Here is a 22,755-nt window from a genome sequence, read left to right on the forward strand (position 1 = left end):
CAGGGGTTCCGCCCGCCGAACGGCCCGGTCAGCCCGCGTACGCCGCCGGGTCGAAGCGCCCGAGCTCCTCGCGGAACGCGAACGCGAAGTCCGGCCACAGCAGCGTCAGCCGCTTCGAACCGGCGTCGACGTACCAGCTCTCGCAGCCGCCGTTCGTCCAGACGGTGTCGGCGCTGAGCTCGTCGATCCGGGAGACGGAGGCGGCCTCGGCCTCCGCGGTCACCTCGAGCGCCCCGGCGCCCGAGCGGTCGCGGTGGTCCAGGGCGGCGAGCACGTAGGCGAGCTGCGACTCGATCATGTGCACGGCGGAGTTGTGGCCGAGACTCGCGTTGGGGCCGTTGATCACGAACAGGCTCGGGAAGCCGTGCACCGCCGTCGACGCGTGGGCCCGCATCCCGTCGGCCCAGTGCTCGGCGAGCAGCCGGCCGCCGCGGCCCCGGACCCGGCGCGCGAAGGGCGGCCGCGTCGAGTGGAACCCGGTCGCGAAGACGAGGACGTCGACCTCGTGCGGGCGAGCGTCGTCGCCGATCGCCGCCGAGCCCTCCACGCGGCGCAGGGGACCCGGCACGACGCGCACGTGCTCCTGCGTCAGCGCCGGGTAGTAGTCGTCCGAGAGCAGCACCCGCTTGCAGCCGATCTCGTAGTCGGGTGTCAGCACGGCGCGGAGCGACGGATCCGCGACCTGCGCCGCGAGGTGCCCGAGAGCCTCGTCGCGGAGCCTGTCGATCGCGGCCGGCACCCCGACCCGGCCGGCGAAGCCGAGCTCCGCGCGCCAGAACAGCTCCTCCCGGAGCCGCTGCACCGCGCCGGGCACCCGGGCCAGCGAGCGCCGCTCGGCGGGAGCGTACTCGCGGTTCCGCCGCGGCACGACGTACGGCGCCGACCGCTGGAAGAGCACCACCTCGGCCGCCCGCTCCGCGAGGTGCGGCACGATCTGCACCGCGGACGCTCCCGACCCGACGACGCCCACGCGCGCTCCGTCGAGGTCGACGTCGTGCCGCCAGCGCGCGGAGTGGAACGCGGACCCCGTGAAAGAGGAGAGGCCCGGGACACTCGGCAGACGAGGCTCCGACAGCCGCCCGGCGCAGATCACGAGGACCGCGGCCGACCAGTCGCCGCGCGACGTCCGCACGTCCCACCGCTCCGACTCCTCGTCGAACTCCATCCCGAGCACGTCCGTGCCCAGGTGCAGGTGCGGCTCGAGGCGCTCGCGCACGACCACGCCCTCCAGGTAGGCCTGGATCTCGGCACCCGGGGCGTAGAACGCCGACCAGTCCGGCTCCGGCGCGAACGAGTAGGAGTAGAGGTGCGAGGGGATGTCGCACGAGACGTTCGGGTAGTGGTTGTCGCGCCAGGTGCCCCCGACCCGGTCGGCGCGCTCGAGCACCGCGAAGGAGGCGCCGCCGCGGCGGGCGAGCAGCGCCGCGGCTCCGATGCCGGCGAAGCCCGCTCCGACGACGAGGACGTCGACCTCGACGGCCATCAGACGCTCATCCGGGGCAGCACGCTGCCCGCCGCGTCCCGCGAGGGATCGGCGAGGAAGTGCTCGAGCAGGGCCAGCAGCTCCGCCGGGCGCTCGGCGAGCACCGCGTGGCCCGCCTCGATCTCGGCCCAGCGGGCGTCGTCGATCGTCCCGAGCAGCGCCTGCGCGCCCTCGATCCCGACGACGGAGTCGGCGGTGCAGCCGACGACGAGGGCCGGGATCGCGAGCCGCGCGGCCGCGTCTGCGGCATCGGCCCGAGCGGCCGCCGCCAGCAGCACTCCCGCCTCCGGTCCGAACGGCGGGGTCCGCTCCGGGCCCAGCTCGGCGAGCGAGCGCACGGCGACCAGGCTCGAGAAGTCCGAGCGCGCGGCCGCGTCGAGCGACTCCCACAGCCGCGCGGTGGCGATGAGCCGCTCCGTCGGCCGCGCCCAGCCGGCGATCAGCGCGAGGGCCCGAACCCGCGGATCCGCGCCCGCCGCGATCGCGACCGCGGCGCCGAGGGAGTGGCCGACCACGACGGCCTCCTCGGCACCGAGCAGATCGAGCACGGCCGAGACGGCGCGCGGCCCGTCCCGCCACGGGTCCTCGAGGTCCAGGAGCTCCAGAGCCGCGACCCTCCGCCGGCGCGCGAGCATCGGCAGCAGGAGCACCCCGTCCGCTCTCGCTCCGCGTCCCGGACCCGTCAGCAGCACGACGACCGGCCCGTCGCCGGCCGTCCACAGGCGCACCGGGCGATCGTCCAGCAGCACCCGCGACTCCGTCACGAGCGAGGCCTGCCGATCGAGGAACGCCTCGCGGCGGGTCATGACGCGCGTCGCGCCAGCGGGAGCCGCACCCGCACGGGGCCCGTCGCCGCAGGGGCGGTCCGCGGCACGGCGCGGGACGGATCGACGACGCCGTAGTCGGTCGTCCGCTGCCGCCAGTCGCGCCCGATCTCGCGCATCAGCCGGTCGACCGTCGCGATGTCGAGCGAGCGGTGCGCCTCGGCGCCCGACTCCGGTCGCAGAGCGCTGTCGAGCAGCAGCCCGCCCAGATCGTCCGCGCCGCCGCGCAGGAGCACCTGGGAGGCGTGCAGCCCGAGCTTCGTCCACGCCGTCTGCACGTGGTGGATCCGGCCGTGCAGGAGGAGGCGGGCGACGGCGTGCACCGCCCGCGTCTCGCGCAGGGTCGGTCCGCCGCGGGTGAGGGCCACGACCTCGGCGGGCGCCTCCGCCGGCACGAACGGCATGGCGATGAACTCGGTGAACCCGCCCGTCTCGTCCTGGATCGCGGCGAGCGCGCGCAGGTGCGCGATCTGCTGCTCCGGGGTCTCGACGTGCCCGTAGACCATGGTGGCGGTGGAGCGCAGGCCGTGGCGGTGCGCGGTGGTGACGGACTCGGTCCACTCGGCGGTGCTCGGGTCGGTGCCCCGGCTCAGGATCGCGCGGACGCGATCGTCGAGGATCCGAGCGGCCGTCCCCGGCACGCTCGACACGCCCGCCTCCTGCAGCGCGTCGAGCATCTGCGGCACGGTGCGCCCCGACCGCGCGGCGGCGTCGCGGATCTCGGCCGGCCGGAACGCGTGCAGGTGCAGCGAGGGCTGCCGCTCGTGCAGGGTCCGCGCGATGAGCAGGAGGTCGTCGCCGGGGAGTCCCGGCGCGAGCGCTCCCTGCAGGCACAGCTCGGTCGCGCCGAACGCGACGGCCTCGTCGGCGAGCTCGCGCAGCGCGTCCTCGTCGAGCCCCGAACGCCAGAGCGAGGTGTCGACGTTCATGTTCGCGACGACCGAGACGGTGTCGCCGACCGCGGAGCGGCGGACGTCGTCGGCGAGGGCGGCGAGCGCCTCGAGGTCGTCGCCGTCCGCCGCGAGCAGCGCCTCGTAATCGGAGTCGCCGAGACCGGCCGGATCCGCCGCGGCCCGCTCGAGCACGGGCGCGAGAGCAGAGGACGGCACCGGGCGGGCGGGCGCCTCGAGCTCCTCGCGGTACGCCCGGGGGAGCACCGGGGCCGCCTCGTCGGCGAGCCACGACTCCGGATCGGCGAGCGCCCGGACGTAGGGCGCGACCCGCGGATCGATCCACGTCGCCGCGTCGCGCAGGTACTGCGGGTGCGCGGTGAGGCGCTCGCGGAGCCGGTACCCGGCCGCCGCCGTCAGCCGCGCGAGATCGTCGATGTTCGGCCAGGGCCGCTCCGGATTCACGTGGTCGGCGGTCAGCGGGCTCACGCCGCCCCAGTCGTCGATCCCCGCGCGGATCAGCAGCCCGAGCTCCTGCTCGTCGGTGAGGTTCGGCGGAGCCTGGATCGTGACGTCGGCCCCCATGACCAGTCGCGCGACGGCCACGTTCGCCACGTACTCCTGCAGCTCGAGGTCGACCTCGTTCTGCATCGCCGTCCGCGGCTTCGCGCGGAAGTTCTGCACGATGCACTCCTGCACGTGGCCCCAGCGCTCGTGCGACTCGCGGATGGCGAACAGCGCGTCCGCCCGCTCCGCGTCGTTCTCGCCGATGCCCAGGAGCACGCCGGTCGTGAACGGCACGCGGCTGCGGCCCGCGTCGTCGAGCACGCGCAGGCGCAGCGCCGGATCCTTGTCGGGCGAGCCGTAGTGCACGCCGCCCTTCTCGGACCACAGCCGCGTGGCCGTCGTCTCGAGCATCATGCCCATCGACGGCGCGACCGGCCGCAGCCGCTGCAGCTCCGCCCACGACATCACTCCGGGATTGAGGTGCGTGACCATGCCGGTCTCGCTCATCACGAGCACCGCCATCGCCCGCACGTACTCGAGGGTCGAGGAGTAGCCGTGCTCGGCGAGCCAGGCGCGGGCGACGGGCCAGCGGTCCTCCGGGCGGTCGCCGAGGGTGAACAGGGCCTCCTTGCAGCCCAGCGCGGCCCCTGCGCGGGCGACCTCGAGGATCTCCTCCGGCTCCATGAACGTCGACTCGCGCTTGGCGAGGAGCCCCCGGGCGTCTCGACGAAGACGCAGTAGTGGCAGCGGTCCCGGCAGAGCTTGGTCAGCGGCACGAAGACCTTGCGCGAGTAGGTGATCACGTCCGGCCGACCGCAGCGGGCGAGGCCCTCGTCGCGCAAGGCGCCCGCCGCGGCGAGCAGCAGCTCGAGGTCGTCGCCGCGCGCTCCGAGCAGGAGCTCGGCGCTCGCCCGGGTGATCGGCTCCCCGTGCGCGAGGCGGTCGAGGACGGTGGCCGTGGGGGAGGTCATGCGGGTGGCGGCTCTTCCGGAGGGATCGGTCGGCGCGGGGCCGGCGGGCGGGGCGGTGCTCAGAGCGCGCGCAGTCGCGGCGCGAGGTCGCGCTCGAACGCGTCGAAGAACCGCTGCTGGTCGTCGCCGGGCGCGTGGAAGACCAGGTGGGTGAAGCCCGCGTCGACGTAGGGCGTGATCTGCGCCACCGTCTCGTCGGGGTCGGAGCCCACGATCCAGCGCTTGGCGACCTGCTCGATCGGCAGCTCGTCGGCGGCCCGCTCCATGTCGACCGGATCGGTCAGCGAGTGCTTCTGCTCGGGAGTGAGCGACAGCGGCGCCCAGAAGCGCGTGTTCTCGAGTGCGAGCGCCGGGTCGGGGTCGTACGAGAGCTTGATCTCGATCATCCGGTCCAGCGTCGAAGAGTCGCGCCCGCCGGCCGCGGCACCCTCCTCGACCGCGGGGAGCAGCTTCTCGGTGTAGAGCTCCATGCCTTTGCCCGAGGTGCAGATGAAGCCGTCGCCGGCGCGACCGGCGTACTTCGCCACGACCGGACCGCCCGCGGCGATGTAGACGGGCACGCCGCTCTCGGGCTTGTCGTAGATCGACGCCTCGTGGGTGGAGTAGTACTCGCCGTCGAACGAGACGCGGTCGCCCGCCCAGAGCGCGCGCATCAGGCGCACGGCCTCGCGGAGGCGCGCGAAGCGCTCCTTGAAGTCGGGCCAGGTCTGCTCGCCCGCGCCCTGGTAGCCGGTCGCGATCTCGTTGAGCGCCTCGCCCGTGCCGACGCCGAGCATGATGCGGTCCGGGTAGAGGACGCCGAGGGTGCCGAACGCCTGCGCGATCACGGCGGGGTTGTAGCGGTAGTGCGGCGTCATGACGGAGGTGCCGAGCCGGATGGTCGAGGTGCGCTCGCCGGCTGCGGCGAGCCACGCGAGCGAGAACGGGGCGTGGCCGCCGGTGTGGCGCCAGGGCTGGAAGTGGTCCGAGACCACCGCGCTCTCGAATCCGTGCCGCTCGGCTGCGACGGCGAGCTCGACGAGCTCCCGTGCACCGAACTGCTCCGCCGACGCCTTGTACCCGAGCGTGATCGTCATCTGCAGCCTTCGTCAGTAGGGAGGGTGACCGCTCGCGACCGACGCCGCGCGGTCCCTCCATTCTGCGCCTGCGTGGAGGCCGATCGGGACGATCAGTCGGATGCGGGCGAGATGTTGACCATCCACTCGACGCCGTACCGGTCGACGAGCATGCCGAAGCGGTCGCCCCAGGGCGACTCGGTGAGCGGCATCGGGGTCTCCCCGCCCTCGGCGAGCGCCGCGAACCAGCCGCTGAGCTCGGCGTCGTCGTCGCCGAAGAGCGCGATCTGGATCCGGGCGCCCTCGGACGCCGGCATCGCGCTCGGGCTGTCGGACCCCATCAGCAGCAGCCCGTTCGGCAGCGTCAGCTGCGAGTGCATGAGGCGGTCCTGATCGGCGGGGTCCTCGCTCGCCTGGAAGTCGGCGTACGTGCTCGCCTGGAGCTCGCCCCCGAACACTGAACGGTAGAACTCCATCGCCTCGCGGGCGTTGCCGGCGAAGCCGATGTAGGGGCTGAGACTCGTGGGCACGGCGGGCCTTCTTCCTCACGGGGGACTGCGATCGCGATCAGTATCGACCCGGAGGCGGGCGCGGGCAACGGCCTGCTCACACCAGCCCGATGCGGTCCGGGACGCTGAAGCGCACGTCGGGGAGCCACGACGCGGGATCGGGGAACGGCCGCCCCTGCGGCAGGCGGGACAGGAGCCTGCGCACGGCCCCGGCGTCGGAGGCGCTCGGCAGCACCCGCGCGGGCGCCGCGTGCGGGAGCACCCCCAGCCACCAGTGCTTCCAGTTCACCGGCGCCGACTCCGGCTCCAGCACGACGTAGTAGTCGGGCAGGGACGCCTCGCCGCGGCGGAAGACGCCGAGCGCGGTCTCGATCTCGACGTCGAGCGCGCCGTGCGTCGCCCGGTCCTCGAAGAACTCGATCCAGGCGTTCGCCACGTGCTCGAGCGGATCCGCGTCGTGCAGCAGGTAGGTGGAGGCTGACGGATGCGTGCCCGGACCGGTGCCCGGTCGGGCGTCCACGTTGGGCAGTGCGTCGAGGTCGCGCAGCAGGCCGTCGGTCCCCGGACCGACGAGCAGGACGACCGTGGCGGTGGAGCTCGGTGCTGTTCCCATGCTCGAGTCTCGGACGACCGGGAGGCCGAGCGGAAGTCCCCGCGTGTGACGAGCCCGTGACGATCACCGGCAGCCCTCACCGGGAGCGCCTGCTGCCGGGAGCGCCTACTCCGGGAGCGATGCCTCGGCGCGCGTCGGCGGGTTCGCACCCGCGCGCGAGGTCGTGATGCCCGCGACCCGGGCGGCCCAGCGTCCGATCGCCCGCAGCGACGGCTCGTCGAGCAGCATCCCGTTCGGCGCGCCGAGCGCCTGGCGGAGCGCCTCGTCGAGGATCGCGCCCATCGCCGAGTCGCCCGCTCCGATGGTGTCGGCCACGACGATCCGCGCGGCGGGCACCGTCGCCCGCGCCACGGCCGACGCGAGCAGCAGGCCCTCGCCGCCGCGGGTGATCACGGCGAGCTGCGCGCCGAGCCCGAGGATCCGGGTGAGCACCTCGTCGAGCTGGACGGTGGGGTAGAGCCACTCCGCGTCCTCGTCGCTGAGCTTGACGATCTCGCACGCCGCCGCGACGCGCTCGAAACGCGCGAGCGCCTGGGCGTGCCCTCCCACGAGCGCCGGTCGGATGTTCGCGTCGACGCTCGCGGTCGTGCCGGCCGGAAGCGCCTCGAGCAGCTCGAGCACCGCGGAGCCGCCGGGCTCGAGGTAGACGGCGATGGAGCCGGTGTGCACGTGGCCGAACGCGGTCGGGTCCGCCGCCGGCGGGTTCCACGACAGGTCGAAGTCGTACTCGGCCGAGCCGTCGGGCTGGATGCGCGCCTTCGCCGTCGAGGTGCGCGCGGCGTCGCCGTGCACGACCTCCACTCCCGAGGCGCCGAGGTGCTCGGCGATGCGACGACCGCGCTCGTCAGCGGCGATGTCGGTGACGAGGGTCGCCTCGCGTCCGAGGCGGGCGAGGGTGAGCGCGACGTTGGCGGGGGAGCCGCCGACGTGCTCGCTGCTCGCTCCGTCGCGCTCGACGATGTCGATCAGCGCTTCGCCGACGACGAGGATCCGGGGTGCTGCCGTCTCGCGGCCGTCCGTGCTGGGCATCAGACCATCATGCCGGTCGTCGCCCACGGCCGCACGGCCCGGACCCGTCAGCGGTCCTGCGCGAGCACCTCGTCCACGCTCGTCAGCTCGATCAGCGGCGCGTAGAGCGCCATCGCGTCCAGCGCCCGCCGGTGATCGGCCTCGGAGGCGCCCGCGCAGGCGTCCTGCACGACCCGCACCCGCACTCCCGCATCGGCCGCCGCCAGCGCGGTCGACAGTACGCAGCAGTCGGTCGACACCCCGGTCAGCACGATCTCGCGCGACTCGTCGAGCAGCGCTTCGAGCTCGGGCCCCCACTTGCCGAACGTCGTCGCGGTGAGCACGCGGTGCCCCTCGAAGCCGGGCATCAGGGCGTAGAGCGGGTCCTCGTCCGGCACGAGGGCGAAGGGCCACTCGCGGTAGTACGGCACCCAGGCGCCCTGAGGCTCGGCGGGTGCCACGAAGCGCGTGGTCACCACTTGCCGGCCGAACGCCGGGATCAGCCGCGCGGTGCCGGCGGCCGCCCGCTCGAACTCCGCCGAGCCCCAGGGCGAATCGGCGTCGGCGAAGACGTGCTGCAGATCGATCGCGACGAGCAGGCTCACGCGCGCGACTCCTGGCGGCGCACGCTCGCCGAGGACGTGACGAGGGCGCCGACGAACCCGATCAGGAGCGCGGCGAGGACGCCCAGGTTCGCGTAGGCCCACTCGCCCTCGCGACCGCCGATCGGTGCGAGCAGGTAGCCCTCCCAGCCGAAGCCGGGCGTGGTGTTCACCACGAGGCCCCAGCCGATCACCGACCCGACGACGACGAGCACCACCGGCGCGATCGACACGCTGCCGTAGCGTCCGCGCGCGTCGTAGAGGGCCTCCTGGTCGTAGTCGCGGCGGCGCAGGAGCAGGTCGGCCAGGAACACGCCGAGCCATGCCGCGATCGGCACGCCGAGCGTGATCAGGAACGCCTGGAACGGGCCGAGGAAGTCGCCCGCGAGGAACACGACGTAGATCGCCCCGAGCACCATCAGCACGCCGTCGATGCCCGCGGCGACCGGCCGCGAGACCTTGAGGCCCGTGCTCAGCAGAGCCAGCCCCGAGGAGTAGATGTCCATCACCGCGCCGCCGATGAGCCCGAGCAGAGCCACGACGATGAACGGCAGGAGGAACCAGGTCGGCAGGATCGACGCGAGCGCGCCGATCGGGTCGGCCGCGATGGCGTCCGACAGCTCCTGCGACGATCCGGCGAGCAGGAGCCCGACGACCACCAGGACGACCGGCGCCACCGCTCCGCCGATCGTCGTCCAGGCGATCACGCCTCCGGTGCCCGCCGTCCGGGGGAGGTACCGGGAGTAGTCGGCCGCGGCGTTCACCCAGCCCAGCCCGAAGCCGGTCATCATGAAGACCAGACCGCCGATCACGGCCCCCGCCGATCCGGAGGGGAGGCTCGCGACGGCTCCCAGGTCGATGTCGTCGAGCACGAGCGCGACGTAGACCACCGTGAGCACTCCGGTGGCGATCGTGATCGCGAGCTGCAGGCGCATGATCAGCCGGAAGCCGACGACGCCGGCGATCACGATCAGCGCCGCCACGACGATGAGCGCCACGACCTTCGTCAGCACACCGCCGTCCCAGCCGAACTCCTCGAAGACGGTCGCGGTGGCGAGCACGGCGAGGGAGGCGAGAACCGTCTCCCAGCCCACGGTGAGCAGCCAGGAGATGACCGAGACGAGGCGGTTGCCGTTCACGCCGAAGGCCGCTCGGCTCAGCACCATCGTCGGCGCCGATCCGCGCTTGCCCGCCACGGCGACGAAGCCGCAGAAGAGGAACGACACGACGATGCCGATGACCGCCACCGCCGTCGCCTGCGCGAAGGAGAGGCCGAAGCCGAGCAGGAACGAGCCGTAGCTCAGTCCCAGCACCGAGACGTTCGCCGCGAACCACGGCCAGAACAGGTCGCGCGGGCGGCCGTGCCGCTCCGACTCCTGGATCGTGTCGAGCCCGTTGAGCTCGATGCCGCCGACGGGGCGGACGGGGGTCTGGTCGGGAGAGGTCATGGCGTCCCTCGTTCTCGCGCGGGCGACCGGCGCTCGCCGGGCTGCAACGAATCTAGCGGCCGCTCAGTCCTCCGGGCGCTCCAGCAGCCCGCGCAGGGTCTCGAGGTCGGCGGCGACGCGTCCGCAGTCGTCGTCCCACTGATCCAGCGTCATCCCCTCCTGCCGGCGGACGGTGAAGGCCACCTCGGCGCCGTCGCCGTTCGCGAGCACCCGGAGGGGGTTGTCGAAGACACGCCCCTCGGCCGTGATCACCCGGTGGTCGGCGACGAGGAAGGGGTTCCTCGGAGCGAAGACCACCTCGACCCGTCCCATCGGGGAGTCGGCGAACCAGTGCCCGTCCACCTCCTCCACGCGCGACTCGGCGAGCCCGGCGGCCCAGAGCGGCAGGTTCGACGGGTCGACGATGAACGAGTAGACCTCCTCGGCGGGTGCGTCGATGACGATCCCCACCGGTCGTGATTCGTGCAGCACGGTCAGTCCCCTTCCGCGGCGAAGCTCGCCACGAGCAGTGCGGCGAGGGTGGTGCGGTCGAGGATCCCCTCGACGCTCACCGACTCCCCGCGTGCGTGCGCTCCCGCTCCGGGAGCGCCGAGGCCGTCGAGCACCGGGATGCCGAGGGCCGCGATCAGGTTGCCGTCGCTCGCGCCGCCCACGGCGGTCTCGGTGAGCGGCAGGTCCATGGTGCGGGCGACGCGCTCCGCACGCCGGTAGAGGGCGCCGACCGCCGGGGTCCGCTCGAAGACCGGGCGCTGCCACGACCCGCGGACCTCGATCCGGATCCGCTCGTCCGAGGCCTGCAGCGCGTTCATCTCGGCCTCGACCCGGGCCGCCTCCGCGGAGTTCCGGATGCGCGCCTCGAGCTCCAGCCGCACGCGAGCGGTGGTCACGTTGACCCGGCTGCCGCCGCCGACCAGGCCGATGTTCACGGTGGTCCCCGCCTCGGGCCGGGCGATGCCGAGGATCCGGGGGATCAGCACGCCGAGCTCGTGGATCGCGCTCGCCCCCTTCTCGGGCTCCACCCCCGCGTGCGCCTCGACGCCGACGACGTCGACGACGAAGTTGCCGATGCCCTTGCGGGCCGTCTTGACCGCGTCGCCGATCGCGCCCTCGAAGACGAGCGCCGCCTCCGCCCCCCGGCCCTGGTGCTCGAGGAACGAGCGGGAGGTGAGGCTGCCGACCTCCTCGTCGCCGTTCATCACGAGGCGGACGGCCGGGTGCGCGAGCCGCGCGTGGCGCAGCGCCGCGACGACCCACACCATCTGCACCAGCCCGACCTTCATGTCGTAGGTGCCCGGCCCGCTCAGCCGGTCGCCGTCGAGCGAGAACGGCCAGGAGCGCGTCGTGCCCAGCGGCCAGACGGTGTCGTAGTGGCCGAGCAGGGCCACGAAGGGGCGCGAGCCGCGGGGGCCCCGCCCGGGCGCGCTGCCCGCGAAGGTCCAGCTCGAGGCGCCCGGGGCGTCCTGCTCGCGCCGGTGCTCGATCTCGGCGGCGTGCCCGAGGCGCTCGCCGACCCAGTGCACGAGGTAGGCGTGCAGTTCGCCGAGCGCCTCGAGCGAGTCGCTCGGGCTCTCGATCATCACGAGGTGGCGGACGTCGGCGAGGATCTGCTCGCGGTTCTCGCGCAGGAACACGCGCACGCGGGCCGCGTCGGCGGCGTCGGGGAAGGTCACCGTACCCGGAGTACCAGAGTGCGGGCGGCGATGCGAACCCGCGCCGGTGGTGAACCGGACCGGGGGTGCTTACGTTGGAGTGAGCAGAGGTGGTGCATGTCCGAGGAACAGGCCGAGCTGCTGCGTGCGCTGCACGACGAGCACTCGGCGGCGCTGTGGAGGTTCGTCCTCCGGCTCACGGGAGACCGCCAGATGGCGGAGGACGTGGTGCAGGAGGCGCTGCTGCGCGCGTGGAAGCACCCCGAGATCCTCGCCCAGGGCGAGGGCGCCGCCCGCTCCTGGCTTTACACCGTGGCCCGCAACCTCGTCATCGACGACCGCCGCAGCGCCCGGTACGCCCGCGAGATCGGCACCGACGAGGTGCCGGAGCGCCCCTCCGCCGACCGCACCGACCAGGTGCTCGACGCCTGGCTGCTCTCGGACGCGCTGAGCGGCATCAGCCACGACCACCGAGCCGTGATCGTGCACGCCTACTACGGCGGTCGGTCCGTGGCCGAGATCGCCGACCTGCTGGGCATCGCGCCCGGCACCGTGAAGTCGCGGATGCACTACGGCATGCGAGCTCTGAAGCTCGCTCTGCAGGAGAGGGGAGTGACGGAGCTGTGAGCACCGCACCGCACGACGACCGGGCCGAGGGCGACGCCTTCCGCGACTGGGACGCCGCCTACCTCCTCGGGTCGCTGTCGAGCGCCGACCGCCGCGCCTACGAGCTGCACCTGCGCGGCTGCCCGGGCTGCCGGGAGGCGCTCGGCGAGTTCGTGCCGCTGCCGGGGCTCCTCTCGCACCTCGGCGCCGAGGAGGCGCTGCGCCTGCTCGAGTCCCCGGAGCAGGCCCCGGCCCCGGCGCCGCCCGCGCTCCTGTCGCGCCTGGCGGCGGCCACCGACTCCGTCCGCCGCCGCACCCGGCTGCGGATCGCCGGCCTCGTGCTGGCGGCCGCCGGGGTGTCGGCCGCCGCGGCGATCGCCCTGCCCGTGATCGTCGGCGACGCGCTGCCCCCGGTCGAGACCACCGGCTACACCGTGTCGCTCGCGAGCGAGCCCGGCGTCCCGGTCGAGGCGACCGTCCAGTTCGTCGCCGAGGACTGGGGCACCCGGATCGACATGGACTGCAGCTGGGGAGAGAGCGCCGAGGGGTCCTCGCCGACCGCCCGCTCCGTCGGCTACGTCATGTACGTGATCGACCGCTCCGGGAGCGCCGAGCCGATCGGGTCCTGGACGAGCACCCCTGGGAGCTCGATGCACCCGACGCTCGCGACGGGCGTCCCGCTCGCGGACATCGCGTCGGTCGAGGTGCGCCTGCAGGACTCCGACGCCGTCGTGCTGACCGGCGCTCCCTGAGCGGGCGTCCGGCCGCGCCGTCGGATTCCCAGGTGAACGGCTCCGGCACTGAGTAGCTTCTCAGTCATGACGATCGCGACCCTCGCCCTCGCCCCTGCCTCCGTGGCCTCCGCCTCCTCCTCCGACAGCATCGACCAGCTCTCCGGACTGGTCGGCGTCGCTGCGCGGGTGATCGCCGCGCTCGGCGAAGCGGGGGTGGGCCTGCTGACGCTGATCGAGACGGTGTTCCCGCCGATCCCCAGCGAGCTCGTTCTGCCGCTGGCGGGCTTCCTCGCCCAGCAGGGCCGGATGAACCTGGTGCTCGTCGTGATCACCGCGACTCTGGGCGCGTACCTCGGCGGTCTCGTCCTCTACTGGCTCGGCTACCGCATCGGCACCGAGCGCTCCATCCGCCTGCTGTCGAAGCTGCCGCTCGTCGATCGCGAGGACTTCGAGAAGGCGGTCGGCTGGTTCCGCCGTCACGGCACGTGGGCTGTGCTGTTCGGCCGCCTGATCCCCGGCGTCCGGAGCCTCATCTCGCTCCCGGCCGGCGCCGAGCGGATGAACCTCCTGCTGTTCTCGGGACTCACGATCCTGGGCTCCGGCGTCTGGAACGGCCTGCTGATCGGCCTCGGCGCCGCGCTCGGCACGCAGTACGAGCTCGTCGACCGGTACGCGGGCGTGCTCGACGCGATCATCTACGGAGCCGTCGGAGTGATCGTGCTGCTCCTGATCGTGCGGAGCATCCGCCGGCACCGCGCCGCGCGGGGCACGGGTCGACGGCACTGATCGGGGGCGGCACCGTCCGTCCCGGCGGCTGTCCGCGGGGCGGGCGGGAATAGTCGGCGACATCTTCTGTTGATACCCCCGGGGGTATTGGAAGGAGATGCGCATGACGCACGACACCACGTCCGGACGGACAGGGCACGGCCGCGGGACGCGCGGCGACGATCACGCCGCGCACGGGCACGACGACCATGCGGCGCACGGCCACGCCGCGCACGATCACGCCGCGCACGACCACTCCGGTCACCACGGCCACGGAGGCGGTCACGCCGGCCACCACTCCGCGCACGTCGCGATGTTCCGTCGGCTGTTCTGGTCGATGCTGGTCCTCGCGGTGCCGACGGTCCTCCTGAGCCCGATGTTCGCCGACCTCGTCGGCTACGGACTCCCGGACGTCGCCTGGGTCGCCTGGGTCCCGCCGCTCCTCGGCACCGTGCTCTTCGTGGTCGGCGGACGCCCGTTCCTGTCGGGGGCGGTCGACGAGATCCGCTCGCGCGCCCCCGGCATGATGTTGCTGATCGCCCTCGCGATCTCGGTCGCCTTCCTGTCCTCGCTCGGCGCGAGCACCGGCCTGCTGCCGCACGAGCTCGACTTCTGGTGGGAGCTCGCGCTGCTCGTCGTGATCATGCTCCTCGGGCACTGGATCGAGATGCGCTCGCTCGCCCAGGCGTCCAGCGCCCTCGACTCGCTCGCAGCGCTGCTGCCCGATGCGGCCGAGCGCGAGACGGCGCGAGGCGTCGAGCGCGTCCGTCCGGACGAGCTGACGGTGGGCGATGTGGTGCTGGTGCGCCCCGGATCGCGCGTCCCGGCGGACGGCGAGATCGTCGAGGGCGCCGCCGAGGTCGACGAGTCGGTCCTGACGGGGGAGTCGCGGACCGTCGTGCGCACGGTGGGCGACCGGCTCGTCGCCGGCAGCGTCGCCACGGACGCCCGGCTCCGGGTCCGCGTGGACGCCGTCGGCGACGACACGGCGCTGGCGGGCATCCGCCGGCTGGTCGCCGAGGCGCAGTCGTCCTCGTCGCGCGCGCAGATCCTCGCCGACCGGTTCGCGGGGCTGCTGTTCTGGTTCGCGCTCGGCGCCGCGGTCGTCACCGCGATCGTCTGGCTGGCGCTCGGCCGGCCCGACACGGCCCTCGTCCGCGTCATCAGCGTGCTCGTCATCGCCTGCCCGCACGCCCTCGGCCTCGCGATCCCGCTCGTGGTGTCGATCGCGACCGAGAAGGCGGCCCGCGCCGGCATCCTCGTCACCGATCGCGCCGCTCTCCGAGGCGATGCGCTCCGTCGACACCGTGCTCTTCGACAAGACCGGCACGCTGACGCTCGGCCGTCCCGAGGTGGTCGAGGTCCTCGGCGGATCCGAGACGCTCGCCCTGGCCGCCGCCGTCGAGCGCGAGAGCGAGCACCCGCTCGCCGTCGCGATCGTCCGGGCTGCGGGGGAGTCGGAGCTGCGCGCCGAGGCCTTCGAGACCCGGGGCGGCATCGGAGTCGCGGCGATCGTCCGCGGCGACCGCGTGGCCGTGGGCGGCCCGGCGCTGCTCGCCGAGCTCGGCCTCGAGCCGCTCCCCGAGAGCGCCGAGGCGTCCGAGCGCGGCGCGACCGTCCTGCACGTGCTCCGCGACGACGCGATCCTCGGCGCCCTCGTGCTCGAGGACGCCGTGCGCCCGGAGTCGGCGGAGGCGATCGCCGCACTGCAGCGCGAGGGCGTCCGGGTGGCGCTGGTCACCGGCGACGCCGAGCCGGTCGCCCGCCGCGTCGCCCGGGAGCTCGGGATCGACGAGGTGATCGCCGGAGTCCTCCCCGGAGGCAAGAGCGACGTCGTCGCGCGGCTCAGGGCCGAGGGCCGTCGCGTCGCGATGGTCGGCGACGGAGTGAACGACGCCCCGGCGCTCGCCGGAGCCGACGTCGGCATCGCGATCGGCGCCGGCACCGATGTGGCGATCGCCTCGGCCGGGCTGGTGCTCGCCTCCGACGACCCGCGGGCGGTGGCGCGCGTCCTCGCCCTCTCGAAGGCCTCGGCCGCGAAGATGCGCCAGAACCTCGCGTGGGGCGCCGGCTACAACGTGGTCGCCGTCCCGCTCGCGGCGGGCGTGCTCGCTCCGCTCGGGTTCGTCCTGCCGATGGAGGTCGGTGCTCTGCTGATGAGTTCTAGCACCGTGGTCGTCGCGGCGAACGCGCAGCTGCTGCGCCGGATCCGCCTCTGACAGTCCCGGGGCGCGGGCGCAAGGCCGTGTGCGCCGCGCCCCGGGTGCCCTAGCGTTCGAGGGTCAGCCCCCGACGCGAAGGAACGCCATGTCCGAGAACGCCGCTCCCGCCCTGTCCCGCACCGCCGTCGAGCGGAGCTGGATCATCGGCGTCTCGCTGATAGCGATCGCCCTCGGGGTGATCGCCGTGCTGATCCCGGGCCCGACGCTCCTGACCGTCGCGATCGTCTTCGGCATCCACCTGATCGCGGCGGGTGTGTTCCGCCTGCTGCTCGCCTTCACCGCGTCCCGTCTCGAGGCGCGGGTGCGCTGGCTGGCGGGTCTGCTCGGCGCGCTCATCCTGGTCGCCGGCATCCTCTGCCTCTCGAACCCGTTCGAGTCGCTCACCGTCCTCGGACTGGTGATCGGCCTGGGCTGGATCCTCGACGGCGTCTCGAGCATCACGAGCGGTCGAACCGTCTCGGGGCCGGCCTGGCTGCCGATCGCAGCGGGTATCGCCTCCGTCATCGCCGGCATCCTGACGATCATCATGCCCGTGCTCGCGCTGGCCTCCTTCGTGACGGTCGTCGCGATCCTGCTGATCGTGGTCGGCGTCTCGGGTCTGCTGCTGCTCCCGGGACGCACGAAGGCGCCCGAGCAGGCGAGCTGACCGCTCCCGGCCTCGACTACCGCAGCCGCGTCCTCCGACTCTCGAGCAGCGGCACGTCGACGACGCCCGCGAGCGTCGCGCGTGCCCGGCCTGGTGGTCAGAATCCGAGCAGGCGGTCTCCCGAGAGCACCGCCGCGGGGATCGCGAAGGCGAACCACGACAGCGGAGCCAGCACCCAGTTCGCGAGGATCGGCCCACGGCCGGGAGCATGTGCGCGCACCGCCTCGACCTCGGCGAGGGCGACCCGGGGAGAGTAGAGCAGCCGCGCGTTCGCCGCGATCGAGATCAGCGCTCCGGCGGCCAGCGGGCCGCCGAGCAGTACGATCGGCGAGCCGGCGGCCGTGATCCAGCACGCGGCGATCACGACCCAGAGGACGAGCAGCCACACGGCCACCGCGAAGCTGATGCGCTGTGCGGGACTCCTCCCCGAGGCGTACAGGTCGTCGGCCTGCTCGTCGATCGGGCGGCGGAGCACGCGGAGCCGGAGGACCGTCGCGACCAGGAGCGCCACGACCGCGTAGGGAAGTCCCGCGACGATCAGGATCCGGATCGGCAGGAAGTCGAGCTGCACGAGCGCGAGCACCCCGATGCCGCCGAGGACCGCCATGCCGACCGGGACGAGCAGCATCGCCGAGAGGGGGAACGCGGGCGGCGCCTGCCGCAGCGGCCACAGGTCCTGCTCCTCGGGCGCGGGATCCCGGGAGTCGCGGTCGTGAGCGTCCATCCCGGCACCCTACCCAGCGGTCGTGAACTGCTCCGCGCGCCCATGCCACGATGAGAGCGTGAGTGCGGAAGACCCCGACCTGGTGCCCGAGCTGCTCGTCGAGGATCTCGAGCGCAGCCTCGCGTTCTGGTGCGGTCCCTGCGGCTTCGTCCTCCGCTACTCCCGTCCGGAGGAGGGCTTCGCGTACCTCGTGCGCGGCGGCGCGCACGTGATGCTCGACACCGTCGGCCTCGGCCGCGACTGGATCACCGCGCCGCTCGAGCGGCCGCTCGGCCGCGGCGCGAACCTGCAGATCCGCGTCGACGACGCCGACGCGGTCGCCGAGGCGCTGCGCCGAGCAGGCGTCGTGCTCTTCGGGGAGCCCGAGACGCGCTGGTACCGCACGGGCGTGCGCGAATCGGGGGTCAGGCAGGTCCTGGTCACCGATCCCGACGGCTACCTCCTCCGCTTCCAGTCCTCGCTCGGATCGCGTCCGTCCGAGCGCTGAGGACCAGTCCCACGGATCGCGACATCATGCTTCGGGACGATGACGCGGTGCCCGCATCCCTGGTCTGATCGATCCCATGCCCGACCCCACCCTCACCGGACTCGTCAGCACGATCACGAGCGACGCCGCTCCGGACGATCCCGACGCGGCCCTGCCTCGTCGCGGCATCGTGCGCCCCGCCGACCTCGTCGCCGGCCTCACGGGAGTCGCCCTCGGCTTCTTCTCCCTCTTCGTCCACGCCATCGCGGAGTGGCAGTACCTCGGCCCCGACGTCGGAGAGGTCAGCGTGCTCGGCTGGCTCGCTCCGGCGGTCGCGGGCGCCCTCTGCCTGCTCGTCTCGATCGTCCCCGTCGTGGCGCGCGCGATCCGCCGTCGCACCCCGGAGGCGTCGGCGTGAGCCGCCTGCCCGCCGGTCCGTCCGTGCGCCTCGCGGAGGAGCTGCTCGCGCGAGCGGGCTGCGCCGGCTCCGCGCGCCCCTGGGTGCTGCGCACGCGAGCCGGCGAGCACCCGTCCATCGACTTCGGCGCGCTCCAGCGCCACGTGCACCGGCTCGACCTGTCCGAGGAGGCCGTCGCGCGCGTCGCGCTCTCGCTGGCCACCGGGCTGCCGATCGATCTCCGCGCCGCACTGGGATACCTCACCCGCGATCACGCGGCACTCGTGATGACCGCGGTCGCCTGCGCCGGCGGGCACGACCGCATCGGCAGCCGCATCCGCGTCACCGACGACGAGCGCCGAGTCGAGACCGCCCCGCCGCTGGGCTCCTGGACCTCCTGATCCGGACCCCGCGACGTCACGGTCGCCCCGTCAGAGCGTCGTCCGCGTCGCTACGGGCTTTCGCATGTACCCGGTTTAGGGTGTCCGTGTGCAACGTGTCGACGATTTCCCAGGAGCCGGACCGGTGGCGACCTCACCCGAATCCGGTGACCCCCGGGAGGCGTCCGCTCTCCGGCTCCCCTCCGCCACCGCTTCGCCCGGACAGGTGACCAGCGGGGAGGCGGGCTACCGCAGCGGCAACGTCGCGGATCCGGTGTGGCAGTCGTGGCGTGACGAGCTCGCGAAGGTGGGCGGCCCTTCGCCGCTCCTGCACTTCGTCGACTCGCCCCGTACGCGGATCGAGCTGTCGACCACCCATCCCGGCGGCCTTCCCCCCTTCATCTCGGGCAAGACCACCCTGCTCTCCTCGCTCATCCGCGACGAGCTCGCCCTGCGCACCGCCAAGAACGCGGCCGCGGCGATCACCGACAAGGGGATCGAGCTGCGCTCGGTCCGCGGCATCGAGGGTGTCCACCTCGCGATCGGGCTGGCGCAGTGGCGCGCCGGCGAGACGGAGTTCACCGCTCCCGTCCTGCTGCGCCCGCTCGCCATCCGCCGCTACGGCCGCGACTTCGAGCTCAAGCTCAAGGGCCAGCCGTACTTCAACCCGCAGCTCGCGCGCGCCCTGAAGCAGCAGTTCGGGATCACCATCGACCCCGAGCAGTTCGTCGAGCTCGCGGTGCAGAGCGGTGTCTTCAAGCCGCAGCCGGTCATCGACCAGCTCCGCGGCCTGACCTCCCACCTGCCGTGGTTCGCCGTGCACCCGCGGCTCGTGGTGTCGAGCTTCGCCGACGTGGCGGGCGACATGCTCCGCGACGCGCGCATGCTCGAGCACCCCGTGCTCGACGCGGTGGCGGGCAACCCGGCCGCGAAGCGCTCGCTCCAGCAGTCGCAGAAGGTGGCGTCGATCATCCCGCAGGACGAGCGTCCGCCGGCGACCGACAACCTCCTGCTCGACGCCGACGCCGAGCAGGAGCAGGTCATCGCGAACATCGCGGCGGGCAACTCCCTCGTCGTGAAGACCCTGCCGGGCACCGGCGGGACGCAGACCATCGTGAACGCGATCGGGGCGCTCGCCGCCCAGCACAAGCGCGTCCTCGTGGTCGGCGCGCGCCGCTCGAGCCTCGACAGCATCCACCAGCGCCTCGTCTCGGCGGGACTCGGCGGCATCGCCGTCGGCCCGCGGACCCTGCGCCGCGACCTGATCCAGTCGATCGGCCGCAACGAGAAGGCCGCGCGGCCCTCCGTCAGCGAGATCGACGACGCCCTGCTGCGCCTGCGCAAGGTGCTCCTCGACTACCGCGGGGCCCTCTCACGCCGCGACGACAGCTTCGGGGTCTCGGCCCTGCAGGCCCTCGAGGAGCTCGCGCGCCTCTCGCAGCTGCGCACGCCCCCGTCGACGACCGCGAGGCTCGACCGCCGCGCCGTCACCGCTCTGGCGCACAGCCGGCCGCAGGCGACGCAGATGCTGATCGAGTCGGCCCGCCTGGGCGAGTTCCGCTACGGCCCGGGCGACTCGCCCTGGTACGGCGCGCACTTCCAGTCGACCAGCGAGGCCGAGGCGGCGCACGAGCTGGCCAAGCGCCTGCACCTGCGCGACCTCCCGCGCCTGCTCGACCGCGCGCAGGACGTCATCGGCCAGACCCGGATGCGCCCGTTCGAGTCGGTCGCCGAGCTCGGCATCTACCTGCGCCTGCTCCAGGACGTCCGCGAGACGCTCGACAAGTTCCAGCCCGCCGTCTTCGACCGCTCGATCCAGGACCTCATCGTCGCGACGTCGCCGCGCCGCGACGCCGCCGAGATGTCCTCGACCAACCGCCGCCGCCTGAAGAAGCTCGCCCGCGAGTACATGCGCCCCGGCGCGCACGTCACCGACCTCAACGCGTCGCTGCGCCGCGTGCAGCAGCAGCGGACGCTGTGGCAGCGCTACGCGGTGGCCGGCACGGTGCCGGAGGTGCCGGTCGGCGTCGCCGACGTGCAGGTCGCGTACCAGCAGGTCGCCGACGACCTCGGCCGCCTCGACGAGCCGCTGGGCCGCCTGGGCTCGACCACGCAGCTCGCCTCGCTCCCGCTGGCCGAGCTGACCTCGATGGTCTCCGGGCTCGCCGAGGACAGCGAGGTGCTCGCGAACCTGCAGGAGCGCACGACGCTGCTCTCGACGCTGCGCGAGTGGGGCCTGGACCCGCTGCTCACCGACCTCTCGCGCCGCCACGTGCCGGCCGAGGTGGTCGCCATCGAGCTCGACCTCGCCTGGTGGCGCTCGGCGCTCGAGATCATGCTGACCGACGAGCGCGCGCTGCTCGGCGGCAACACGAGCGTGCTCGACCGGCTCGAGGCCGACTTCAAGCTGGTCGACGAGGCGCACGCCGCCTCGAGTGCGGAGCTCCTGGCCTGGAAGCTCTCCGAGACCTGGAAGATCGGGCTCGTGGACTGGCCGCAGGAGCGCGACGCGCTGCGGGCCCTGCTGCGCACCGAGGCGGCGACCACGCCGCAGGAGCTGCAGAAGGCCGCCCCGCACCTGTCGCGCGTCCTCGCTCCGGCGTGGCTCGCCTCGCCCTACGAGGTGCACCGGATCGGCACCGAGACCACGTTCGACGCCGTCTTCCTGGTCGACGCCGGCGCCACGACGCTCGCCGAGAACGTCGGAGCGATCCGCCGCGCCAAGCAGGTCGTCGCGTTCGGCGACCCGGTCACGCAGACGCCCACCCCGTTCGGCCTGCGGGTCGACGAGAGCGTCGAGTTCGGCAGCTCCGCCACGCGGACCGACGTCGAGGCCCTGCACGCGCAGTCCGCCCTGGCGCGCCTGGGCGAGCTGCTCAACACCGTCACGCTCACGCGCAGCTACCGCGCGGGCGGCGAGGACCTCGCCGAGCTCGTCAACCGCCGCTTCTACGGCGGCCGGATCGACTCGCTCCCGTGGGCGGGCTCGTTCCTCGGCCACGACTCGCTCCGCTTCCACTACATCGCGAGCGGCCACGGCATGCCCGAGAACGACTCCGGAGCGGTCGAGTCCGTCGACGCCGAGGTCGCGAAGGTCGTCGAGCTCGTGCTCGAGCACGCGGTCATCCGCCCGCGCGAGTCGCTCATGGTCATCACCGCGAGCCCCCGTCACGCCGTGCGCGTGCAGCAGGCCGTGCTCACCGCGTTCGCCAAGCGCGCCGACCTCAACGACTTCATCCTGGGCGACCGCCCGGAGCCGTTCGCGGTCGTCACACTCGAGCAGTCCGTCGCGCAGAGCCGCGACCGGGTGATCTTCTCGATCGGCTACGGCCGCACGCCCCACGGGCGCCTGCTGTCGAACTTCGGTGCGCTGGCCGAGGCCGGCGGCGAGCGGCTGCTCGCGGTCGGGATGACCCGCGCCCGCCGGTCGATGGACATCGTGTCGTGCTTCCGACCGGGCGACATCGACGAGTCGCGCATGCGCCACGGCATGGTCGCACTCGCGCAGGTGCTGCAGGAGGCCGAGGACCGCGTCCAGCCCAGCGACCGCGACGACTACTCCGAGCCGATGCTGGTCGACCTGGCCGCGCGTCTCGAGCGCCGCGGGCTCCGGGTCAACATCGGGCACAAGGGCAAGCTCGCCCTCGTCGCGGCGCACGGCACCCGTGCCGTCGTCGTCGAGACGGATCGCGACGTCAGCACGCAGAGCCTCCGGGTGTCGCTGCGACTGCGCCCGGAGCTGCTGCGGCGTCTCGGCTGGCACTACCTCCGCGTGCACAACTTCGAGCTGTTCGCCGACCCCGAGGCCGTGGCCGCGCGGGTCGCCGGACTCATCGGCGCTCCGGCTGACGAGGCGCCCAGCGCTCCGTCCGAGGCGGCGGCCCCGGTGGTCGTGGCGAGGGCGGCGCAGGCCCCCGTCTCCAGCGAGACCCAGCCGATCGAGATCCAGTCGCCCGACGAGTGAGCGACGACCTGCCGACCGCCGCGCCCGCCGGAGCGGATCGGCCGCTCCGGCGCTCGCGCGGCGGCCGTCGGGCGTCCCTGCCGGCGAAGCCCGGCACCGACCCGTCGCCCCACGACCCGCCCGTCGCGGACCCGGAGACTCCGTCGCCCCGCCCGGACACCGGGCCGAACGACTCCCGTCTCCGCCAGGACGTCCCACCCCACTACTGACGGATCGGCGCAACGTCCTGCTGGTGGAGCGCGGCGGTCGTGCGTCGGCGGCCCCCTCTGCAGGTCGCGCAGGGGGCGGATCG

The 22,755-nt window shown here is 73.5% G+C and carries 20 protein-coding genes and 1 pseudogene; 9 read left to right on the plus strand and 12 right to left on the minus strand.

Annotated features, from left to right (window positions below):
• Positions 1–28: 28 nt before the first annotated feature.
• The 11 genes from AC0CID_RS00170 to AC0CID_RS00220 form a co-directional block, all read right to left on the minus strand.
• Positions 29–1,483 carry a flavin-containing monooxygenase gene (locus tag AC0CID_RS00170; protein ID WP_465225360.1) on the minus strand — a complete coding sequence of 485 codons (1,455 nt, stop codon included), beginning with the start codon at positions 1,481–1,483 and terminating at the stop codon, positions 29–31.
• Positions 1,483–2,289, minus strand: coding sequence for an alpha/beta fold hydrolase (locus AC0CID_RS00175; RefSeq protein WP_465225361.1), 807 nt, complete (start codon positions 2,287–2,289; stop codon positions 1,483–1,485). Before AC0CID_RS00175 ends, AC0CID_RS00170 begins: the two co-directional genes overlap by 1 nt.
• Entirely contained in the window at positions 2,286–4,388 is a 2,103-nt protein-coding gene (gene cofG, locus AC0CID_RS00180) for a 7,8-didemethyl-8-hydroxy-5-deazariboflavin synthase CofG (RefSeq protein ID WP_465225362.1), read from the minus strand. The genes AC0CID_RS00175 and cofG overlap by 4 nt, the downstream gene beginning before the upstream one ends.
• A 346-nt stretch (positions 4,389–4,734) precedes the next feature.
• A complete protein-coding gene (gene fgd, locus AC0CID_RS00185; protein ID WP_207402815.1) occupies positions 4,735–5,751 on the minus strand; it encodes a glucose-6-phosphate dehydrogenase (coenzyme-F420) in 1,017 nt (338 codons plus the stop codon).
• A gap of 92 nt (positions 5,752–5,843) precedes the next feature.
• Entirely contained in the window at positions 5,844–6,260 is a 417-nt protein-coding gene (locus tag AC0CID_RS00190) for a VOC family protein (protein WP_207402816.1), read from the minus strand.
• Positions 6,261–6,336: 76 nt separating this feature from the next.
• Positions 6,337–6,852, minus strand: coding sequence for a hypothetical protein (locus tag AC0CID_RS00195; RefSeq protein ID WP_465225363.1), 516 nt, complete (start codon positions 6,850–6,852; stop codon positions 6,337–6,339).
• A 105-nt stretch (positions 6,853–6,957) separates the two neighbouring features.
• Positions 6,958–7,881: a carbohydrate kinase family protein gene (locus AC0CID_RS00200; protein WP_465225364.1), complete on the minus strand. Its 924-nt coding sequence runs from the start codon at positions 7,879–7,881 to the stop codon at positions 6,958–6,960.
• A 47-nt stretch (positions 7,882–7,928) separates the two neighbouring features.
• On the minus strand, positions 7,929–8,465 hold the full coding sequence (locus AC0CID_RS00205; RefSeq protein ID WP_465225365.1) for a cysteine hydrolase family protein: 537 nt from the start codon (positions 8,463–8,465) through the stop codon (positions 7,929–7,931).
• Positions 8,462–9,910 (minus strand): purine-cytosine permease family protein, encoded by a 1,449-nt coding sequence (locus AC0CID_RS00210; protein ID WP_207402820.1) that lies wholly within the window; start codon positions 9,908–9,910, stop codon positions 8,462–8,464. Before AC0CID_RS00210 ends, AC0CID_RS00205 begins: the two co-directional genes overlap by 4 nt.
• 63 nt (positions 9,911–9,973) lie before the next feature.
• Positions 9,974–10,381 carry an SRPBCC family protein gene (locus AC0CID_RS00215; RefSeq protein WP_465225366.1) on the minus strand — a complete coding sequence of 136 codons (408 nt, stop codon included), beginning with the start codon at positions 10,379–10,381 and terminating at the stop codon, positions 9,974–9,976.
• A gap of 2 nt (positions 10,382–10,383) precedes the next feature.
• Positions 10,384–11,580 carry a M20/M25/M40 family metallo-hydrolase gene (locus AC0CID_RS00220; protein ID WP_465225367.1) on the minus strand — a complete coding sequence of 399 codons (1,197 nt, stop codon included), beginning with the start codon at positions 11,578–11,580 and terminating at the stop codon, positions 10,384–10,386.
• Between the two features lie 96 nt (positions 11,581–11,676).
• Here AC0CID_RS00220 and AC0CID_RS00225 point away from each other — a divergent pair, with 96 nt between their 5' ends.
• The 5 genes and pseudogenes from AC0CID_RS00225 to AC0CID_RS00245 all read left to right on the plus strand — a co-directional run bounded on the left by AC0CID_RS00225 (position 11,677) and on the right by AC0CID_RS00245 (position 16,532).
• Positions 11,677–12,186: a sigma-70 family RNA polymerase sigma factor gene (locus tag AC0CID_RS00225; RefSeq protein WP_207402823.1), complete on the plus strand. Its 510-nt coding sequence runs from the start codon at positions 11,677–11,679 to the stop codon at positions 12,184–12,186.
• The gene (locus tag AC0CID_RS00230) at positions 12,183–12,917 is read left to right on the plus strand and encodes an anti-sigma factor family protein (protein WP_465225368.1); all 735 of its coding nucleotides are present in this window, start codon (positions 12,183–12,185) and stop codon (positions 12,915–12,917) included. Before AC0CID_RS00225 ends, AC0CID_RS00230 begins: the two co-directional genes overlap by 4 nt.
• A 66-nt stretch (positions 12,918–12,983) precedes the next feature.
• Positions 12,984–13,685 carry a DedA family protein gene (locus AC0CID_RS00235; protein ID WP_465225369.1) on the plus strand — a complete coding sequence of 234 codons (702 nt, stop codon included), beginning with the start codon at positions 12,984–12,986 and terminating at the stop codon, positions 13,683–13,685.
• Between the two features lie 103 nt (positions 13,686–13,788).
• Positions 13,789–15,883: pseudogene (locus AC0CID_RS00240) on the plus strand (copper-translocating P-type ATPase).
• An 88-nt stretch (positions 15,884–15,971) separates the two neighbouring features.
• A complete protein-coding gene (locus tag AC0CID_RS00245; protein ID WP_465225370.1) occupies positions 15,972–16,532 on the plus strand; it encodes an HdeD family acid-resistance protein in 561 nt (186 codons plus the stop codon).
• Positions 16,533–16,629: 97 nt separating this feature from the next.
• Here the strand turns inward: AC0CID_RS00245 and AC0CID_RS00250 are convergent, their stop codons facing one another.
• Positions 16,630–17,256, minus strand: coding sequence for a hypothetical protein (locus tag AC0CID_RS00250; protein WP_465225371.1), 627 nt, complete (start codon positions 17,254–17,256; stop codon positions 16,630–16,632).
• A 58-nt stretch (positions 17,257–17,314) separates the two neighbouring features.
• Here AC0CID_RS00250 and AC0CID_RS00255 point away from each other — a divergent pair, with 58 nt between their 5' ends.
• From AC0CID_RS00255 to AC0CID_RS00270, 4 genes are all read left to right on the plus strand, one after another.
• Positions 17,315–17,743, plus strand: coding sequence for a bleomycin resistance protein (locus tag AC0CID_RS00255; protein ID WP_465225372.1), 429 nt, complete (start codon positions 17,315–17,317; stop codon positions 17,741–17,743).
• Positions 17,744–17,819: 76 nt separating this feature from the next.
• Positions 17,820–18,140 carry a hypothetical protein gene (locus AC0CID_RS00260; protein ID WP_465225373.1) on the plus strand — a complete coding sequence of 107 codons (321 nt, stop codon included), beginning with the start codon at positions 17,820–17,822 and terminating at the stop codon, positions 18,138–18,140.
• On the plus strand, positions 18,137–18,520 hold the full coding sequence (locus AC0CID_RS00265) for a hypothetical protein (RefSeq protein ID WP_465225374.1): 384 nt from the start codon (positions 18,137–18,139) through the stop codon (positions 18,518–18,520). Before AC0CID_RS00260 ends, AC0CID_RS00265 begins: the two co-directional genes overlap by 4 nt.
• Before the next feature lie 124 nt (positions 18,521–18,644).
• Complete coding sequence (locus tag AC0CID_RS00270) at positions 18,645–22,463, plus strand: DEAD/DEAH box helicase (protein ID WP_465225375.1); 3,819 nt, start codon at positions 18,645–18,647, stop codon at positions 22,461–22,463.
• Positions 22,464–22,755 lie beyond the last annotated feature (292 nt).

The sequence above is a fragment of the Rathayibacter sp. AC451 genome (assembly GCF_979253095.1).